Source organism: Streptomyces sp. NPDC001858 (genome assembly GCF_053594615.1).
In genome coordinates, this window is the sequence record NZ_JBSFEV010000018.1 from 139068 (window position 1) to 154565 (window position 15498).

The window sequence follows — 15498 nt, forward strand, 5'->3', positions numbered from 1 at the left end:
ACGAGCAGGCGCGAGGCTAGACGGTTCTGGCCGTGGCCGGCCATGCCCCGCGGCCCAACAGATCGAGGACGAGTGCGGCGATGTTCCACGCGTCGTCCTCTCCGCTGTGATGGCGCCCATCGAGCGGCAGTCCGGCTATCCGTAGAGCGTGGTCCATGCCGGGCTTCTTGCGCAGCCCGTAGGCCGCGGTGAACACGGCCTTGGCGTTGGTGTGGGTGCGCTCAGTTGGATAGCCGAACGGATAGGCCACCCCGTCAGCCTGACTCTGCCGAGCGAATTGCCGACGGTCGTACTCGCCCCAGCTCGCCCAGGGGCGCTCCCCGGCCTCGTACTCCTCGACGAGGATCCGGCATGCCTCGGCGAAGGAGACGCCCCGTTCCACCTCAGCTTGCGTCAGCCCGGTCAGTTCAGTGCAGAAGTCGCTCACCGCCGACCGGACAGGGCGGACCAAGACACGATGCCGAGACACACGGCGCCTTGCCGACACGTCCACGACGGTGAGGCCGATCTCAATGATCTCGTTCACAGAGCCGGGCGGCGGCTGCCCGTCCCAGCAGGTGGCTTCCACATCAATGACGTTCAGCAGGGCGGATTCGTGGCGCATGGGGCCGAGGGTAGGGATGCTTGCCGGGTTCCGACACCTCAATTTCTGCATGTCCACGCCGTCACCGCCAACGCTGACTTCTGCGACGCGAACCTCACGCCTTGATCTGAACCAGCCCAGCTGAGCCAGATCCCCCGCAGCACCCGCTCGAAGGTCTGCGTCGTCCCTCGGTACCCACGGCATGGCCCCCGGACCGGCTCGCCCAGGCTCCGGTCTTTGGTGTTCTCAGCCATCCGACCATCCGACCATCCGACCATCCGCTCGGCCTGGTCTGCGTTGGAACGGTGCCGGGCCTCTTCGCCCGGGCTCACATGGACCGGAAAGCTCCAGCCTTCCAGAACATCGAGTTGGCCACGCACGGGTACTTCTCCGACTCCTCGGTCGGTCAGTTCGGACGCGTGGGGCAGTCGCCTTCGACGGCTGCCCCAGGTTCCTCGCATCTCAGGCCGGGACCCGAGCGGCGATCTCGGGAGCGAAGAGGGTCGCTGGTGTGTCCATCAGTTGGGCGACCCGGAGAAACGCGGTGGCCAGCACCGGATCCGCGACCGCGGCGGCGCGCAGGCGGTCCAGGTAGGCGCCCGGTTCCGGGTCGAGTGCGGATCGGTCGCCGACCGCGTCCGCGAAGCGCAGATCGTTGGCCGCGACCGTGGTCCACGGCACGTCGATGACAGCCGCCGACTCGGTGAAGAACTGGGTGGCCATGTCGTCGGACCCGTCTTTCAGCAGGCGGCCGAGGATGGTTGCCTCCAGCGCGGCCACGGTCATGCCTTGGCCGTAGATCGGATTGAACGAGCACATCGCGTCGCCGGTGACCAGGAAGCCGGCCGGGAAGCGACTCATCCGGTCGTAGCGCCACCGGGTGCTCGCCGGGTAGCGCATCTTCACCGGGTCGCCGAGCGGGGCAGAGGTGCGCAGGAGTGTGGCGACATCCTGGCAGTCCAGTTCTGCCGCCCATGCGACCATGCCGTCGTCGTCCATCGGCGGGACCGTACCGAACGAGCCACTGATGCTGAGGGCCCAGACGTCGTTCTCCTGGGCGAGGGCGAAACCACCGCGCGTGTTTCCGGGGTACGCGGCGATGGCGGTGCCGTATCGGCCGTCGAGCTGGTCCTGCGTGCGTCGGTAACGGCGCGTCACGTACGTCACCTGGGTCTCGAGACGGAGTTCGATCAACTCCTCAAGCCCTGAGTGCGCAGGCGCTCATGCCCGAAGCCCTCTCGCGAGGGGGCCGCAGGACTGCGAGTTCGGGTTCCTGCCGGGACTCGTCGTCGGTGGCCGTGACGTCGGAGCCGAAGACGACCTTGTAGCCACGTTCGTATGCCTGCCGGGCCGTGGTGCCGCAGCAGTAGTTGGCGAGTGTTCCCGTGACGATGACCGTGTCGCGGCCGAGGTTGCGCAGCATCGTGGCGAGCGGGTTGACGCAGAAGGCCCCGTAGGAGGGCTTGCGGATGACGGCTTCGTCGGGGTGGCGGCCCATAGGGGCCCACACCTCGGCAGGGCCCGGTCGGCGCCAGTCGGTGTCGGCATGTGGGAGGAACCGCAAGGCGTGCGGCCGGTCCAGTCCGAGATGGGTGTCGTCGAAGATGGTCCACAGCACCGGGACCGAGGCCGCCCGGCACTCTTCGACCAGTCGGTGTAACCGGGGTGCCATCCGGGTGGCCGCGGGCATCCGGTAGGGACTCCAGCCGGGCCGGACGAATTCGTCTTGCACGAAGGACCGGCCGGTGACGGCCCCGTGGAGACGGGGCGGCCGTCACCGGGCTACTTCAGCGCGAGTTGCCTTCCGCACGGAAGCGCCGCCGCTCACGGGAGGTTCCGCGTTCACGGGAAGTACAGGGCCGCCTTTTCCAGGACATGGCTCGTGAAGATGCCGCCCCACATGATGCCGCCCCGGTACATGGTGGTGCGGACGGCCTCGGGGGTCGTCTCGACGGTGATCGGCCGGGCCACCACCGACGCGTCCCGGGTACGGCCGTCCGCTGCGGCCCACTGCGCGGCCGACGGGTGGACGTTGGGGCTGATCAGGGCGGGGAGGGCCATCGTCGCGTTGCGGGCGCCGGGGATGCCACCGCGCAGGCGCTTGGAGTAGGCGAGGGCCCATACGGTGAACTCGGCGATCGCGGCCTCGTCGACCCGGGGGACGACGGCGCCGTAGACGAACAGCTTGCACTTGGTGTTGAACCAGCGGGCCTTGCGGTCCGACCGGCTGCCGACCACGACCAGGTGGCCGGCCCATGTCTCGGAGGCCAGCGCGCACCCGTCGGCGGCGAGCCGCCTGCGGAGCGCTTCCAGATAGGCGGTGGCCGGGTCCGCCGGCGGCGCCGCGTCGGTTCGCTGCTCAGTCATGCGTCGATCCTCCAACATGCCTGTGTCATACGGAAGATGAGGCACCGGGCGTTAAAGCCGGTCGCATACGGTGTCCACGCGCCGCTGGCGTGCGGTTCACGCCGTCTCCCGGGAGCCGGCCCGGTGAAGCCGTGCCAATCGCCAGGCGAAGGGGGCGGGACGGCCTCTACCGTGATGCGGTGAGTGCGCGCTCGCGGACGGATCGCTGCACTACGGATCGGTGGTGGACGGCGGTTCCTTTCCGGCTGAGGCACTCGCCGGACACGGGTCGATCGCCGGGACCGCAGTGCGGTGCGAGTCGGCGGAGTGGGCGGTGCGCTGGCATACGGGATATGCGGCTCGTGCTGTCGATCGCCATGATGTGCCGTTGCTGTGCCAGCGGTTCGGGATCGCGGTGCCTGAGGGCTTCGAGCCGCTTGTGGGGCGTCCGCCCGAGCATCCCGCGTAGGCGGCACAGGACGGCCTTTCCCCGGACTCGTCGCCGAGCCGGCGCGGATTGCCATCACCTGCGGTTTTTCCTCGATTAACAGCAGATGAGAACAGTTGTAGATCACTGGATCCAGCGGGAAGGTGATCATGACGAAGTCAGAGTCAGCAGAGGTCTCGCGCGCGCCTCGAGTCTTGAGTATTCACCGGGGAGACACTCTCAAGTTCGTCAAGTCGCACCCGAGTGAACCGGGAAAGGGCGTCAGTGTGGCACCCTTCCTCGGGCCGGAGGATGGCGCCAATCACTTGACGATCGCGATCGTCGAACTCGAGCCCGGCGGTCATGTCATCGGACACCGGCACCCGTTCGAGGAGTCGTTCTTCGTTCTGGAAGGGAACCCGCTGCTCGCGGTCGCCGACCATAATTACGCCCTGCGTCCACAGGACTTCGGGTTCGTGCCCTATGCCGTGGGTCACGCTTGGAGCAACCCGTCCGATGAGCGTGTGCGCATGTTGCGTGTGCACGCTCCGCAGCCGCGCCCCATTGACGGTAGGGGGATGTGGGGGGTGTTCGAGGCGCCGGAGACGCAAGTGCCGACACAGGGCGTAGACGTTGATGAGCTCGACCCGGCCAAGCCGTATGTCGGTCACTTCGATCAAACGGACATGGCGCCGCCCGGGTCGATCTCCATGCCGGGCTACCACGGCGCGAACGTACAGAACGTCCAGATCCGGATGATGGTGGACGATCTCCTCGGGACACGCAACCATGCGATGTTCATCGTGCAGTTCACGCCCAGTGTCGTGGACGACGCCCCATTCAAGACCGCGAAGGAACACTTCCACCCGTTCGAGGAGACCTACTACTTGCTCTCCGGTCAGACGCGAGCCTTCTGTGACGGCAAGGAGGACCTTGCCGGGGTCGGCGATCTTGTCTTTGCGCCCGTCGGCGCGTCGCACGGCTTCGCGGCGCTCGGCACGGAGCCGCTGTGTTGGATCGAGGTGCAGTCACCGGCGCCGCCGGCGAGCGGCGGATTCACCTTCCACAACGATTGGGCGAATCACACCAATATTGGTTGATCGTCGATACCCGCAGTGCGGGGCGTGGTACCCGGCCCACGTCCCTGCCAGCGGCTCGTGCACCAGCCATCGCCGTAGTGCCTCGGATCTCTCGCGAACCCGGACGCGGCCCGCAGGCTCCCGCCGGTGTCCTGGGCGGGACAGCCCGTCGCCGGCGGGACGAGGGACCGAGCGGGCCGCGCTCGACGCTCGACGGCGCCTCGGCAATCCCGGCGCGCCGCAAGGTCCGGCGTCCGCGCTACCGCAGGCGGTCGCCGGCGTCGGCTCCCAGCACGTTCAGGAGCGCCAGCGCCTCCGCGTCAGAGGATCCCGGCGGCGCGCTGTAGAGCACGAGGTACTGGTCGCGGTCCGTGAGCGCGAGCTGGTCGCAGTCGACGGTGATCTCGCCGACGACCGGGTGACGGAAGGTCTTCGTGAGCACCGGCGCGGTCTGTACGTCGTGCCGCTCCCACAGCCGGGCGAAGTCGGCGCTGGTGTCGCGGAGTTCGTCGACGAGGCCGGTCACCGCGGGATCCGTCGGGTAGCGGGCGAGGGTGGTCCGTAGCTCCATGACGACGTGGTGGCGGAATTCGGCGGCGTCGGAGATTCCGTACAGCGGCGTGTCGGGTCGCGCCGGCCCGAGGAATGCCCGGCGCGCGAGATTGCGGTCCTCGGGGGCGAGTTGGGCGAAGTCCTCCATGAGCGCGGCGGTGAGGTCGTTCCACGCGAGCACCTCGAACGCTGCGGAGACGACGAACCCGGCCGTGTGCGGCAGCCGTTCGAGGAGCGCGAGGATGCTCGGGCGGACGTCGCGCCGGTGCAGCCGGGTGCGGGTCGGCGCGGTGCCCGCGAGGACGTGGAGGTGGTCGGACTCGGCGTCGGTGAGCCGCAGCGCGCCCGCGATCCCGGCGAGGACCTCGCCCGACGGCCGCGGCGCCCGGCCCTGTTCGAGGCGGACGTAGTACTCCGTGGAGATGTGCGCGAGGACCGCGGCCTCCTCCCGGCGCAGCCCCGGTGTCCGGCGGCGCGGTCCGGAGGGGAGGCCGACGTCCTCCGGCCGAAGCCGCTCGCGACGGCTGCGGAGGAACGCCCCGAGCTCCTGCTTGTCCATGCCCCAAGTCTGCCCGCCGCGCGGCACCGGATCCTGGTACCGCCTGTACCTGCCTCCGGGTCCTGGAACCGCGCACGCTGTCGGCATGACAACCAACGACAACACCAACCCCGTCGGCCTGCTCACCGGCAAGGTCGTGCTCGTCACCGGGGCCAGCCGTGGCATCGGGGCGGCCGCGGCCCGGCTCTTCGCCACCGAGGGCGCTGCCGTGGTGCTCGCCGCCCGTAGCACGAAGGCCCTCGACGACATCGTCGCCGAGATCCGCGCCGACGGAGGCACCGCCGACGCCGTCACCCTCGACCTCGCCGATCGCACGAGCATCCGCGCGGCCGTCGACCGCGTCGAGGAGTTGCACGGACGGCTCGACGGCGCCTTCAACAACGGCGCGACGATCCAGCAGCCCGGGCCGCTCGACGCCACGAGCGACGCGGACGTCGACGAGCAGTTCGCCGTGAACTTCCGCTCGCACTGGACGGCCATGAACGCCGAGGCCGCACTGATGCGGCGAAACGGCGGCGGGGCGATCGTCAACACGTCGAGCATCGGCAGCCGCCGCGCGAACCCCGCCCTCCCCGCCTACGGCGCCATGAAGCGCGCGCTCAACAGCATTACCGAGACCGCGGCCGTCACCTGGGGCCGTCAGGGCATCCGGGTGAACGGCATCACCCCCGGCGGCACCGCCACGGAGATGATCGACGCGTGGGAGGCGGCCACCCCGGGCATCGTCGAGCGCCTCACCGCTGCGATCCCGCTCGGCCGCATGGCCGAACCCCGCGAGGTGGCCGAGGTGGCGGCGTGGCTGCTCAGCGACCGCGCTTCGATGGTGACGGGCGCGATCGTGCCCGTCGACGGCGGGGCCGGCGCCTGAGAGTCCGCAGCGCATTCCGAGCAAGGCGGTCCCGCCGGCCTCATTTCATGATCCGGCAGACCGCACTGGGCCGGATCAGAGGCCGCATTGGGCCGGATCAGAGGCCCGGGGCGGGCGAGCCGTCCGGCCGGTTCGACCGACTGCGACAGATCCGATGGGACGGACCCGGGGCTCTCTGCGTCTCACGGAGTCCGGCGCACCGCAGCCCACTGACGAATGCCTCGCATGTTACCTGGCGGTAAGGAATGATGGTGGGCGACCACCCAGACGGCAGGGGCTGAGGCAACGGTGACGACTTTCGACGAACGGACCATCGTGCACGCTTTCCGGGACGACGCCCTGGGAGAGCACGACGCCGTCGGTCTCGCCGCGGCGATCCGGCGAGGCGAGATCTCCCCCGCCGAGGCCGCCCTGGCCGCGGGGGAGCGGGTGCGGGCGGTCGACGCACGGCTGAGCGCGGTCCAGGCGCACGTCGACAGCCCGGCGCCAGCCGCCGCAACAGGCGGTGTCTTCGCCGGGGTGCCGACCTTCGTCAAGGACAACACCGACTACCAGGGGCTGCCCACGGGCCACGGCAGCGCCGCCTTCCGGCCGAGGGCGGCGCGGCGGCACGCACCGTTCACCCGACAGCTCCTCAGCAGCGGCGTCACGGTGCTGGGCAAGAGCCGGCTGCCCGAGTTCGGGTTCAACGCGAGCACCGAGTACGACGGCGCGGAGCCGGTGCGCAACCCATGGAACACGGGCTACTCGGCGGGCGGTTCGTCGGGCGGCAGCGCCGCGCTGGTCGCCGCCGGCGCGGTGCCGATCGCGCACGCCAACGACGGCGGAGGCTCGATCCGGATCCCCGCGGCCTGCTGCGGACTCGTCGGCCTCAAGCCGACTCGCGGCCGTGTCGTGGGAAGCGACCTGGGCCGCCGGCTGCCGATCGACATCGTCTCCGACGGAATCGTGAGCCGTTCCGTACGGGACACCGCAGCGTTCCTCGCCGCCGCGGAGACGCACCGACGGGGTTCCGGACTGCCGCCCCTCGGCCTCGTCGAAGGCCCCTCGGAGCGACGGTTGCGCATCGGGTTCCTGCTGGACTCGCCGAACGGGGTTCACTCCGACGCGGCGACCCGGGCAGCGGTCACGGAGACCGCGGCCACGCTCGGACGGCTCGGACACACCGTGGAGCCGGTGGAGCTGGCCATGGACCCGAACTTCACCGACGACTTCCTGACCTACTGGGGAATGCTGTCCTTCCTCCTCGGTGTGTCGGGCCGGACCCTCGGCGCGGACTTCGACCGGCACCGCATGGACGGCCTCAGCCGGGGGCTGCGCGAGGACTATCTGCGCAGCTGGCGGCGGACTCCCGGCGTGCTGCGACGGTTGAAGCGCGCGAAGCTGGCGCACGCGGCGGCCTTCCGCGGACTCGACCTCGTGCTGTCGCCCGTGCTCGCCCACACCACGCCACCGCTCGGCCACCTCAGCCCGACCGTTCCCTACGCGAAGCTGATCGAGCGGCTCGTCGCGTACGTGGCGTTCACCCCGCTCGACAACATCGTCGGCACTCCGTCGATCTCGCTGCCAGCCGCGAGCGCGACGACGGACGGACTGCCCATCGGCGTCATGTTCTCCGCCCGCCCCGGCGATGAACGGAAGCTGCTGGAGATCGCGTTCGAACTGGAAGCCGACCACCCCTTCCGACGCATCCAGGACCAGTGACATCGCCCCTGTCCGCCACCGTCCGCTACGGCCGTGGAAATGACAGAACAAGCGGTCTGGGAAAGTCGGTGGACATTGCATGGGTCAGCGGCGAGCGTTGTCGGAATGCATCAGGAGAAGATCTGGGACGCCGATACCGCCCAGCGCTATGACACGCCCGGTGCCGGAATGTTCGCGCCCGAGGTCCTGGAACCGGCTGTGGACCGTCTCGCCCAGCTTGCAGGCGGCGGAGAAGCCCTTGAGCTTGCCATCGGGACCGGCCGTGTAGCCGTCCCGCTCGCGGAGCGAGGAGTCTGTGTCACCGGGATCGAGCTGTCGCTCCCGATGGTGGAGCAACTGCGAACCAAGGCCGACGAAGCAACGATCCCCGTCATCGTGGGTGACATGGCGACCACCGTCGCTCCTGGGAAGTACGCCCTCGTATACCTCGTGTACAACACGATCTCCAACCTGCTCACCCAGGATGAGCAGGTGCAGTGCTTCCGTAACGCGGCCCGCCACCTCGCACCTGGTGGCCGGTTCGTGATCGAGCTCTGGGTACCCGAGTTGCGCAAACTCCCGCCGGGCCAGACGGCTACCGTCTGGCAGTCCGAACCCGGCTATATCGGGTTGGACACCTACGACGTGCTCCACCAGCACGTCGTATCGCACCACTTCCGCTTCGACGAGACCCAGCAGGCGCGGCTGTTCCGCAGCCCTCATCGCTACATCTGGCCGGCCGAACTCGACCTGATGGCCCGGCTGGCCGGATTCCAACTGGAGACCAGACATGCGGACTGGGCCGGCGCCGAATTCACCGCCGAGTCACGTTCTCACGTCTCCGTCTACCGGATCCCACCCGCGGGGTAGCTCCGCATGGCCGCGATCGATGCAAGGCTCGCGCTCGCCGACTGCTGAATCGCCCTCGGCTCGGCGTCCGACCATGCGGGATGCGGCCCACCGGCCCTGTTGATCCGCCTGGCGATGCCATGTCAGGACCGAGGCCACGTCTGCCATTACCGCCGTCCGGCCTGGTCGGCGTCTTGTGCCGGACACTGTCCGGGCTCGCTGTGCGCGACGCCTGGTCCTCGCGCACGTCCTGCGCACCGACCTGCTGCGGATCGGGATCCGCTGGTTCATGAGGCCCTGCTGACTGCCTGGCCCCGGCGGCGGGGCTGGATCGACGAAGACCGTGAACGCCTGCGCACGCACCGCAGACTGACCGAGGCCGCCCGCGCCTGAGAGGAGTTGGGCCGCGACCCGGGGGCTCTGTACCGGGGAAGCCGTCTCGTCACTGTCGAGGAATGCTTCAGCAGCCGTCCAGTCGAGGATCTGACCGCCCTGGAGCACCAGTTCCTCACCGCCAGCACAACTGCACGTGAGCGGGAAAGGCACGCGGCAGTGCGTATCACCCGGCGTCTGCGCACGCTCAATGCCGCATTGTCCGCCCTGCTCGTCCTTGCCCTCACCGCCGGGCTGGTCGCCTGGCAGCAGAGCCGGACCAGCGAGCAGCAGCGACAGGCCGCCGACTCTGCCCGGAAGGTCGCTCTGTCCCGGCAGTTCGCCGCGCAGTCCGCCGCCCTCATCGGCACCAACTCCGACCTTGCCCCCCTGCTGGCCATCCAGGCCTATCGGACCAGCCCGACCGCCCAGGCCGTGGAAAGCGTCTACGCTGCCGCCGCTGTACCACTCCGGCACAGACTCACCGGGCACCCTGGCGCTGTGGTCACGGTCGCGTTCAGTTCGGACGGCCGCACCCTGGCCACCGGCAGCGACGACAACACGGTGCGGCTGTGGGACTTGGCCACCGGCGTCACGCAGGTCACGCTCGCTGGACACACCGGCGCTGTCTTCTCGCTGGCGTTCAGTCCGGACGGCCGCACGCTGACCACCGGCAGCACAGACCGGACCGTACGCCGGTGGAACGTGGACCGATCCACACCCACCTCAGCGATCAGCGAGATCTGCCGCGCCATCGGCCGCAGCATCACCGCCGAGGAACGCTCGGTCTACATGCCGGACGAGCCACCACACGCCACGCGCCCAAGCTCAAGTTCGTGATCAGCCGGTCGGCATCGGCAAGTCAGGGTCAGACACGGCTCTGAGCTCGGCGGTGTTGCGCGCGAGGCGATCGGCTCCACGAGTGTCAGACGGCCTCTCCGGGGCGGCTGCTGGTCCGGAGGCGTGCCCAGAGGTCGACCACATGCACATGCAGGGCGTCCTCGGCCTCCTCGGTGGTCAAGTGCCCTATGAGCACATGGCTGGTCAGGCCGTCCGCGAGGGCGAGCAGGGCCCTGGCCTCGCGCTGCGGATCCAGCTTCGCAGCCGCATCGTCGACCGGGACGCTCTCGCCAGCCTCCGTGATGAGGCGGCCGAGGAGGTCGTGGAGAGCCGCGTAACTGATTCTGAGTCTGGCGGCGAGCGGCTCGCTGACGGCGGCCTGGGCGACGAACGCGAGCCACACCCGTGCCTCGGCGCGGTGCTCTCTGCGGAGCAGGGCGACCTCGGTGACCGCGTGACCCAGGGCAGAAGCGGCCGACTGGGCCGGGCTGCTGGACAGGCGGGCCCTTACACGTTCGGTGATGCGCCGGCCGACGTGCTCGACGGCGAACAGGAGCATCTCCTCCTTGTTGCGGAAGCACCGCTGAACGGCCCCCAGGGAGACCTCCGCCCGGGTGGCGACGTCGCGCATGGTCACTCCCTCGGGTCCGTGCGCGTCAGCGAGGACGCACACGGCCTCGGCGATCCGTCGGCGTCGGCTCTCGTAGTCCACCTGCTTGGGCATGTTCGGGCGCCTCCTTTTTCCAATACGAGCGTATCGCTTCTGGGTTATGGTTCCGACGCGAACGCTTCGACACACGAATGGGGAGGGCAAGAATCGTGCGGGACGCTCTATGGAAGATGCCGGCCGCGGCCCAGGCGGCGGCCGTCCGGAACGGAGACGTTTCGGCCGTCGAACTGGTCGACAGCCACCTGGACCGCATCGCCGACGTCAACCCGCAGGTCAACGCGGTCACTCAGCTGATGGCCGAGCGCGCACGTGAAGCCGCGGCGCAGACGGATCTACGTCGGGCCGCAGGCGAAGAGCTGGGGCCACTGGCCGGGGTGCCGTTCACCGTGAAGGAGACCACCGCCGTCGAAGGCGTGCCGACCACCATGGGAATCGCGCGTTTCCGCGATCTTGTGGCTGCGGCCGACGCACCCCCGGTGGCCCGGCTGCGCGACGCCGGAGCCATACCGATCGGGCACAGCAACATACCCACCCTGATCCTGGCCGGGATGCACACCCGCAGCGAACTGTTCGGCGACACCGTCAACCCGTGGGACCGGAGCCGGACTCCGGGAGGCTCCAGCGGCGGCGACGCGGTGGCTGTCGCCACCGGCATGGCCGCGCTCGGGCTCGGCAACGACTCCGGCGGATCGGTACGGATCCCGGCCTCGTTCTGCGGCGTGGCGGGACTGAAGCCCACCGCCGGACGATTCCCCGCCGACCACCGGATTCTCGGCCCCGACGACCCGGGACCGGCCTCACAGATGCTGGTCACCGACGGACCCCTGGCCCGAAGGATCGCCGACCTGCGGCTGGCGTACGAGGTGCTGGCCGGGACCGACCCCCGGGATCCGCGGGCCGTACCGGTGCCCGTCCACGGTCAGCCGCTGCCGGGACCGGTGAAGGTCGCGGTCGTAGCCGATCCCGGCGGCCACGGCGTCCACCCCGCGGTCCGCGCCGCCGTCGCGGCCGCGGCCGACGCGTTGCGGGACGCCGGGTACGACGTGCGGGAGGTGGCGGACGTTCCGCGGCTGGACGAGGCACTCGATGCGTACCACCGGATCGTCGTGACCGAATTCGCCCCGACATGGCCGGCGGTGCGCACCCTGCTCGGCGAGGGCGGAGAGCGCTACATCGAGATGACGATGGAGAAGACCCCGCCCGCGACCGCAGCGGAGTTCATGCAGCTGATGGGGGTCTGGCTGGGCATCCGCCGCTCCTGGGCGGAGTTCCTCGACGAGTACCCGCTGCTGCTCGGGCCGGTGTTCACCGAGCCGGCCGTGGAGCCGGGGCTGGAGTCCCGCGACCAGGCAGGGCGCGACCGCGTCGGCTCGGGCATGCGCCTGTGCACGGTGACCAGCTTCGCGGGCGTCCCCGGGGTCGCCGTACCGACCGGAGTGACCGACGGCCTGCCGTCCGGCGTGCAGCTCGTCGGGCGCGCGTTCCGCGAGGACCTGTGCCTGGACGCTGCTCAGGAGATCGAGGACCGCCTCGGAGTGCTCACACCGATCGACCCTCGCCCGGCAGTCCCGGCGGCCGCGCTGCGGTAGCCATGGGCCCTGCGCGGACGGTGGTCGAGTGACCGCTCAGCCCCGCACCAGCCGCGACAGGACCGATGCATGCCGGACCATGCCGGACCAGGCCGGACCAGGCCGGACCAGGACGCTGCCACGGCATCCGGCCGGCCCGTGCAAGCCCGGGGTGATGGCGCGATTCAGCGAGCTGGATCGGGCAGCCCGAACAGCGCTGCGGCGTTGTCGTGGCACACCGCCCGCAGCCACTCCTCTCCAAGGCCCAGTCGCTCCAGGGCGTGGAGCTGCTGCACGTACGGGTAGGGGATGTTGGGGAAGTCGGAACCGAGCAGGATGCGGTCGCCGAGCCCGGACAGCCTGGGCAGGGCCCTGCGGGGGAACGGCATGAGCGCCTCGGCGAAGTCCGTGAACGCCATCGTGGTGTCGAGCCGCACCTCCCCGTACCGCTCGGCGAGGCCGAGGAACTCCTCGTACTCCGGCATCCCCATGTGCGCGACGATCAGCCGCAGCCGGGGGTGCCGCGCGAGCACCTGGGCGATCGGCCCGGGGCCGGTGTGCTTGCCCGGTGCGGGCCCGGAGCCGCAGTGGATCACCACGGGAATGCCGGCCTCGGCCAGCAAACCCCAAGCAGGATCGAGGAGTTCGTCGGCCGGGTCGTACGCCCCCACCTGCACATGCGCCTTGAAGACGCGCGCGCCCGCCACGACGGCCTCCCGGACGTATGCCTCGACACCGGGCTCGGGGTAGAGGGTGGCGGTGTGCAGACAGTCGGGGGTGCGGTGGGCGAAGTCGACCGCCCAGCCGTTCAGCCACCTGGCCATGCCCGGCTTGTGCGGGTAGAGCATCGCGGTGAAGGCCCGAACGCCGAACTCCTGGAGCAGGGCGGTGCGTTGAGTCTCCTCTTTCCGGTAGGTGATCGGCCACTCGAGCCCACCGGTCAGCGATCCGAGCGCGTCGAAGTAGTCCCAGACCTTGTGGAGGACCCGCTCGGGCATGAAGTGCGTGTGGACGTCGACCAGTCCGGGCAGACCGAGCCGACCCCAGAACCGGCGCACTTCCCGGGCCTCCTCGCCCACCGGTGCCTCGCTCATGACCTCTCGCGCGTCGCCGGGTGCGCTGCGGTGAATGCTCATGGCACCCACCATCGGCTCCGCCGAGGTCGCGGGTCCACTCGTTCGCGCTGAGATCCGTGTGGAAGCTGTCACCCGCCTCTGCTGCGCCCGCGTCGCGCTTCGTGGTGTCGTACCGGAGGAGGAGCCGGGGGCCTGCCGTGTACTGCCCGGAGCGCTACACAGGGCGCCGACACACCGCCACCGACGTGGTCATGGCCTTGGGGCTGCTCGGCTGTGTGGCCCTCGGCGCCTCGATCGTCGTACCCGGCTTCAGCCAACCGCGCGACGACTGGCCCGCCGTCGTCCTCCTGTACCGGCTGGCCGCCGGCACCGATCCGAGGGCCACGCGCCTCTACGGTGTCGTGACGATGGCCGTGGTGGTCGTCGCCGCCGTGTCCGACCGGCCCACGACCGAGATGCTTCTGCTGCGTTCCGTCGGCCCCGTGCTGTGGCTGATGCTGCCCCTGGTCGGCGGCAGCCGGGACCGCCTGCGGCGTGACTACGTGGACTCGGTGCAGGCGCGCGCCGCGTACGCCGAGCGCACCCGCGAGGAGGAGGCCCGGCTGCGGGTCGTCGAGGAACGGATGCGGATCGCCCGCGAACTCCACGACGTCGTGGCCCATCACATGGCCGTCGCCAACGCACAGGCCGGCACCGCCCGCCATCTCGCGCCCACCCGCCCCGAACAGGCACAGCGACTGCTCGACGAGCTGACCGCCACCACGTCCTCCGCGCTGCTCGAACTCCGTGCCACCGTCGGGGTGTTGCGCCAGGGTGGCGATGCCGACAGTGACTCCTTGGAACCCGCCCCCGGCCTGGACCGCCTCCCCGAGCTGATCGCGACGTGCGAGTCCGCCGGCCTCGACGCCACCGTCGTCACCGAGGGAGAACCGCGGGCCCTGTCGCCGGGCGTGGACCTGACGGCATACCGGCATCTCAGTCACCAACGACGGGACCGCCCCCGCCCCCTCGCTCCCCGGCGGCTACGGTCTGATGGGCATGCGTGAGCGAGCCCATTCCGTCGGCGGCAACCTGCACGCCGGCCCTCGCCCCGAGGGCGGCTTCGAAGTCGCCACCGCACTGCCGCTGCATTCGCTCGCCCCGGAAGAACACGAGGCGATCCCCTGACCGAGAGCCCGTGGCGTGCTAGACATCGCGCCGGAACAGGGCCGTCCAGAGGAAGGGTTCGCCGAAGTACGCGGACTCGGTCGGTTCGTCGCGCATGAGCCGAAGTTCGACCTCTGTGAGGTGGGAGAAGATCCGGCGCAGGGAGTGTGGGGTGTAGGCGAGTCCGCCATGGAGGCGGGCGTCACGGTAGAAGGCCGCGTCGGGGAGCTCGGATCCTCCGCTCTCTCCGGCTGTGAAGCAGGTGAGTGCGAAGCAGCCGCCGGGTGCGAGAAGTCGGTCGAGCAGGGCGAGGTAGCTGATGCGGCGGTGGGGCGGCAAGTGGTGGAAGCAGCCTGAGTCGTAGATCAGGTCGTAGCGTCCGCTCAGCTCGGTGCCGGCGAGGGCGAAGGCGTCTCCCCGGTGGAACCGGATGCGGGCTCCGGTCTCACGGGCGCGCTCCTCGGCCCAGTCGACGGCCGCCGGGGAGAGGTCGACTGCGTCCACCTGGAAGCCGAGGGAGTCCAGATACAGGGCGTTGCGTCCGGGGCCGCAGCCCAGGTCCAGCGCCCGGCCCGGGGTGATGAGCCGGCGGTCGAGGTACGAGGCGAGATTCTCGTCCGGCTTGGCCTCGAAGAACGGCACCGGCTTGGAGCGGTCGGCATAGAAGGCGTCCCACCAGACGGCTGCGTCGCTCGTCCAGCGGTCGGCGTCCGGCGTGAACAGGTCGTCCAGGAGTTGCAGCACGTCCTCGACGGTGCGGATGTTCCGGTCCATACGGCCCCTTTCGCGATGGGGAGACCGTACGGCGGGAGAGCATGAATTCCCAGCTCAGCGTGTATGGCGTGACGGCGTGCACGGCCGGTGGGGAGGCGGGGAGCGG

16 protein-coding genes and 1 pseudogene are annotated in these 15498 nt (G+C 70.0%); 9 read left to right on the forward strand and 8 right to left on the reverse strand.

What is annotated here, in order from left to right; genetic code table 11:
* Positions 1-16: 16 nt before the first annotated feature.
* From ACWCPF_RS24645 to ACWCPF_RS24660, 4 genes are all read right to left on the reverse strand, one after another.
* Positions 17-604: an exonuclease domain-containing protein gene (locus tag ACWCPF_RS24645; RefSeq protein WP_451047232.1), complete on the reverse strand. Its 588-nt coding sequence runs from the start codon at positions 602-604 to the stop codon at positions 17-19.
* 441 nt (positions 605-1045) lie between these two features.
* A complete protein-coding gene (locus tag ACWCPF_RS24650) occupies positions 1046-1741 on the reverse strand; it encodes a hypothetical protein (RefSeq protein WP_451047233.1) in 696 nt (231 codons plus the stop codon).
* Between the two features lie 40 nt (positions 1742-1781).
* On the reverse strand, positions 1782-2315 hold the full coding sequence (locus ACWCPF_RS24655; protein ID WP_451047234.1) for an isochorismatase family cysteine hydrolase: 534 nt from the start codon (positions 2313-2315) through the stop codon (positions 1782-1784).
* Between the two features lie 110 nt (positions 2316-2425).
* Complete coding sequence (locus ACWCPF_RS24660; protein WP_451047235.1) at positions 2426-2950, reverse strand: hypothetical protein; 525 nt, start codon at positions 2948-2950, stop codon at positions 2426-2428.
* Positions 2951-3155: 205 nt separating this feature from the next.
* Here ACWCPF_RS24660 and ACWCPF_RS24665 point away from each other — a divergent pair, with 205 nt between their 5' ends.
* Together ACWCPF_RS24665 and ACWCPF_RS24670 are read left to right on the forward strand one after the other, a co-directional pair.
* Complete coding sequence (locus ACWCPF_RS24665; RefSeq protein WP_451047261.1) at positions 3156-3398, forward strand: nucleotidyltransferase domain-containing protein; 243 nt, start codon at positions 3156-3158, stop codon at positions 3396-3398.
* A 284-nt stretch (positions 3399-3682) separates the two neighbouring features.
* Positions 3683-4456, forward strand: a complete 774-nt coding sequence (locus tag ACWCPF_RS24670; RefSeq protein ID WP_451047236.1) for a cupin domain-containing protein — start codon at positions 3683-3685, stop codon at positions 4454-4456.
* A 238-nt stretch (positions 4457-4694) separates the two neighbouring features.
* Here ACWCPF_RS24670 and ACWCPF_RS24675 read toward each other — a convergent pair whose 3' ends face one another.
* Positions 4695-5546, reverse strand: a complete 852-nt coding sequence (locus tag ACWCPF_RS24675; RefSeq protein ID WP_451047237.1) for a helix-turn-helix transcriptional regulator — start codon at positions 5544-5546, stop codon at positions 4695-4697.
* A gap of 85 nt (positions 5547-5631) precedes the next feature.
* On the opposite strand from ACWCPF_RS24675, the gene ACWCPF_RS24680 reads away from it, so the two are divergent.
* The 5 genes from ACWCPF_RS24680 to ACWCPF_RS24700 all read left to right on the forward strand — a co-directional run bounded on the left by ACWCPF_RS24680 (position 5632) and on the right by ACWCPF_RS24700 (position 10158).
* Entirely contained in the window at positions 5632-6414 is a 783-nt protein-coding gene (locus ACWCPF_RS24680) for an SDR family NAD(P)-dependent oxidoreductase (RefSeq protein ID WP_451047238.1), read from the forward strand.
* Positions 6415-6702: 288 nt separating this feature from the next.
* A complete protein-coding gene (locus ACWCPF_RS24685; RefSeq protein WP_451047239.1) occupies positions 6703-8118 on the forward strand; it encodes an amidase in 1416 nt (471 codons plus the stop codon).
* 105 nt (positions 8119-8223) lie between these two features.
* A complete protein-coding gene (locus tag ACWCPF_RS24690; protein ID WP_451047240.1) occupies positions 8224-8967 on the forward strand; it encodes a class I SAM-dependent DNA methyltransferase in 744 nt (247 codons plus the stop codon).
* 114 nt (positions 8968-9081) lie between these two features.
* Positions 9082-9339, forward strand: coding sequence for an nSTAND1 domain-containing NTPase (locus ACWCPF_RS24695; RefSeq protein ID WP_451047262.1), 258 nt, complete (start codon positions 9082-9084; stop codon positions 9337-9339).
* A 159-nt stretch (positions 9340-9498) separates the two neighbouring features.
* Complete coding sequence (locus tag ACWCPF_RS24700) at positions 9499-10158, forward strand: WD40 repeat domain-containing protein (protein WP_451047241.1); 660 nt, start codon at positions 9499-9501, stop codon at positions 10156-10158.
* Between the two features lie 85 nt (positions 10159-10243).
* On the opposite strand, the gene ACWCPF_RS24705 is transcribed toward ACWCPF_RS24700, so the two are convergent.
* Positions 10244-10882 (reverse strand): TetR/AcrR family transcriptional regulator, encoded by a 639-nt coding sequence (locus tag ACWCPF_RS24705; RefSeq protein WP_451047242.1) that lies wholly within the window; start codon positions 10880-10882, stop codon positions 10244-10246.
* A gap of 77 nt (positions 10883-10959) precedes the next feature.
* On the opposite strand from ACWCPF_RS24705, the gene ACWCPF_RS24710 reads away from it, so the two are divergent.
* Positions 10960-12417 (forward strand): amidase, encoded by a 1458-nt coding sequence (locus tag ACWCPF_RS24710; protein ID WP_451047243.1) that lies wholly within the window; start codon positions 10960-10962, stop codon positions 12415-12417.
* Positions 12418-12581: 164 nt separating this feature from the next.
* Here ACWCPF_RS24710 and ACWCPF_RS24715 read toward each other — a convergent pair whose 3' ends face one another.
* The gene (locus tag ACWCPF_RS24715) at positions 12582-13532 is read right to left on the reverse strand and encodes an amidohydrolase family protein (protein ID WP_451047244.1); all 951 of its coding nucleotides are present in this window, start codon (positions 13530-13532) and stop codon (positions 12582-12584) included.
* A 191-nt stretch (positions 13533-13723) separates the two neighbouring features.
* On the opposite strand from ACWCPF_RS24715, the pseudogene ACWCPF_RS24720 reads away from it, so the two are divergent.
* A pseudogene (locus ACWCPF_RS24720) lies at positions 13724-14639 on the forward strand (sensor histidine kinase).
* A gap of 18 nt (positions 14640-14657) precedes the next feature.
* On the opposite strand, the gene ACWCPF_RS24725 reads toward ACWCPF_RS24720, so the two are convergent.
* The gene (locus ACWCPF_RS24725; protein ID WP_451047245.1) at positions 14658-15392 is read right to left on the reverse strand and encodes a class I SAM-dependent methyltransferase; all 735 of its coding nucleotides are present in this window, start codon (positions 15390-15392) and stop codon (positions 14658-14660) included.
* Between the last annotated feature and the right edge of the window lie 106 nt (positions 15393-15498).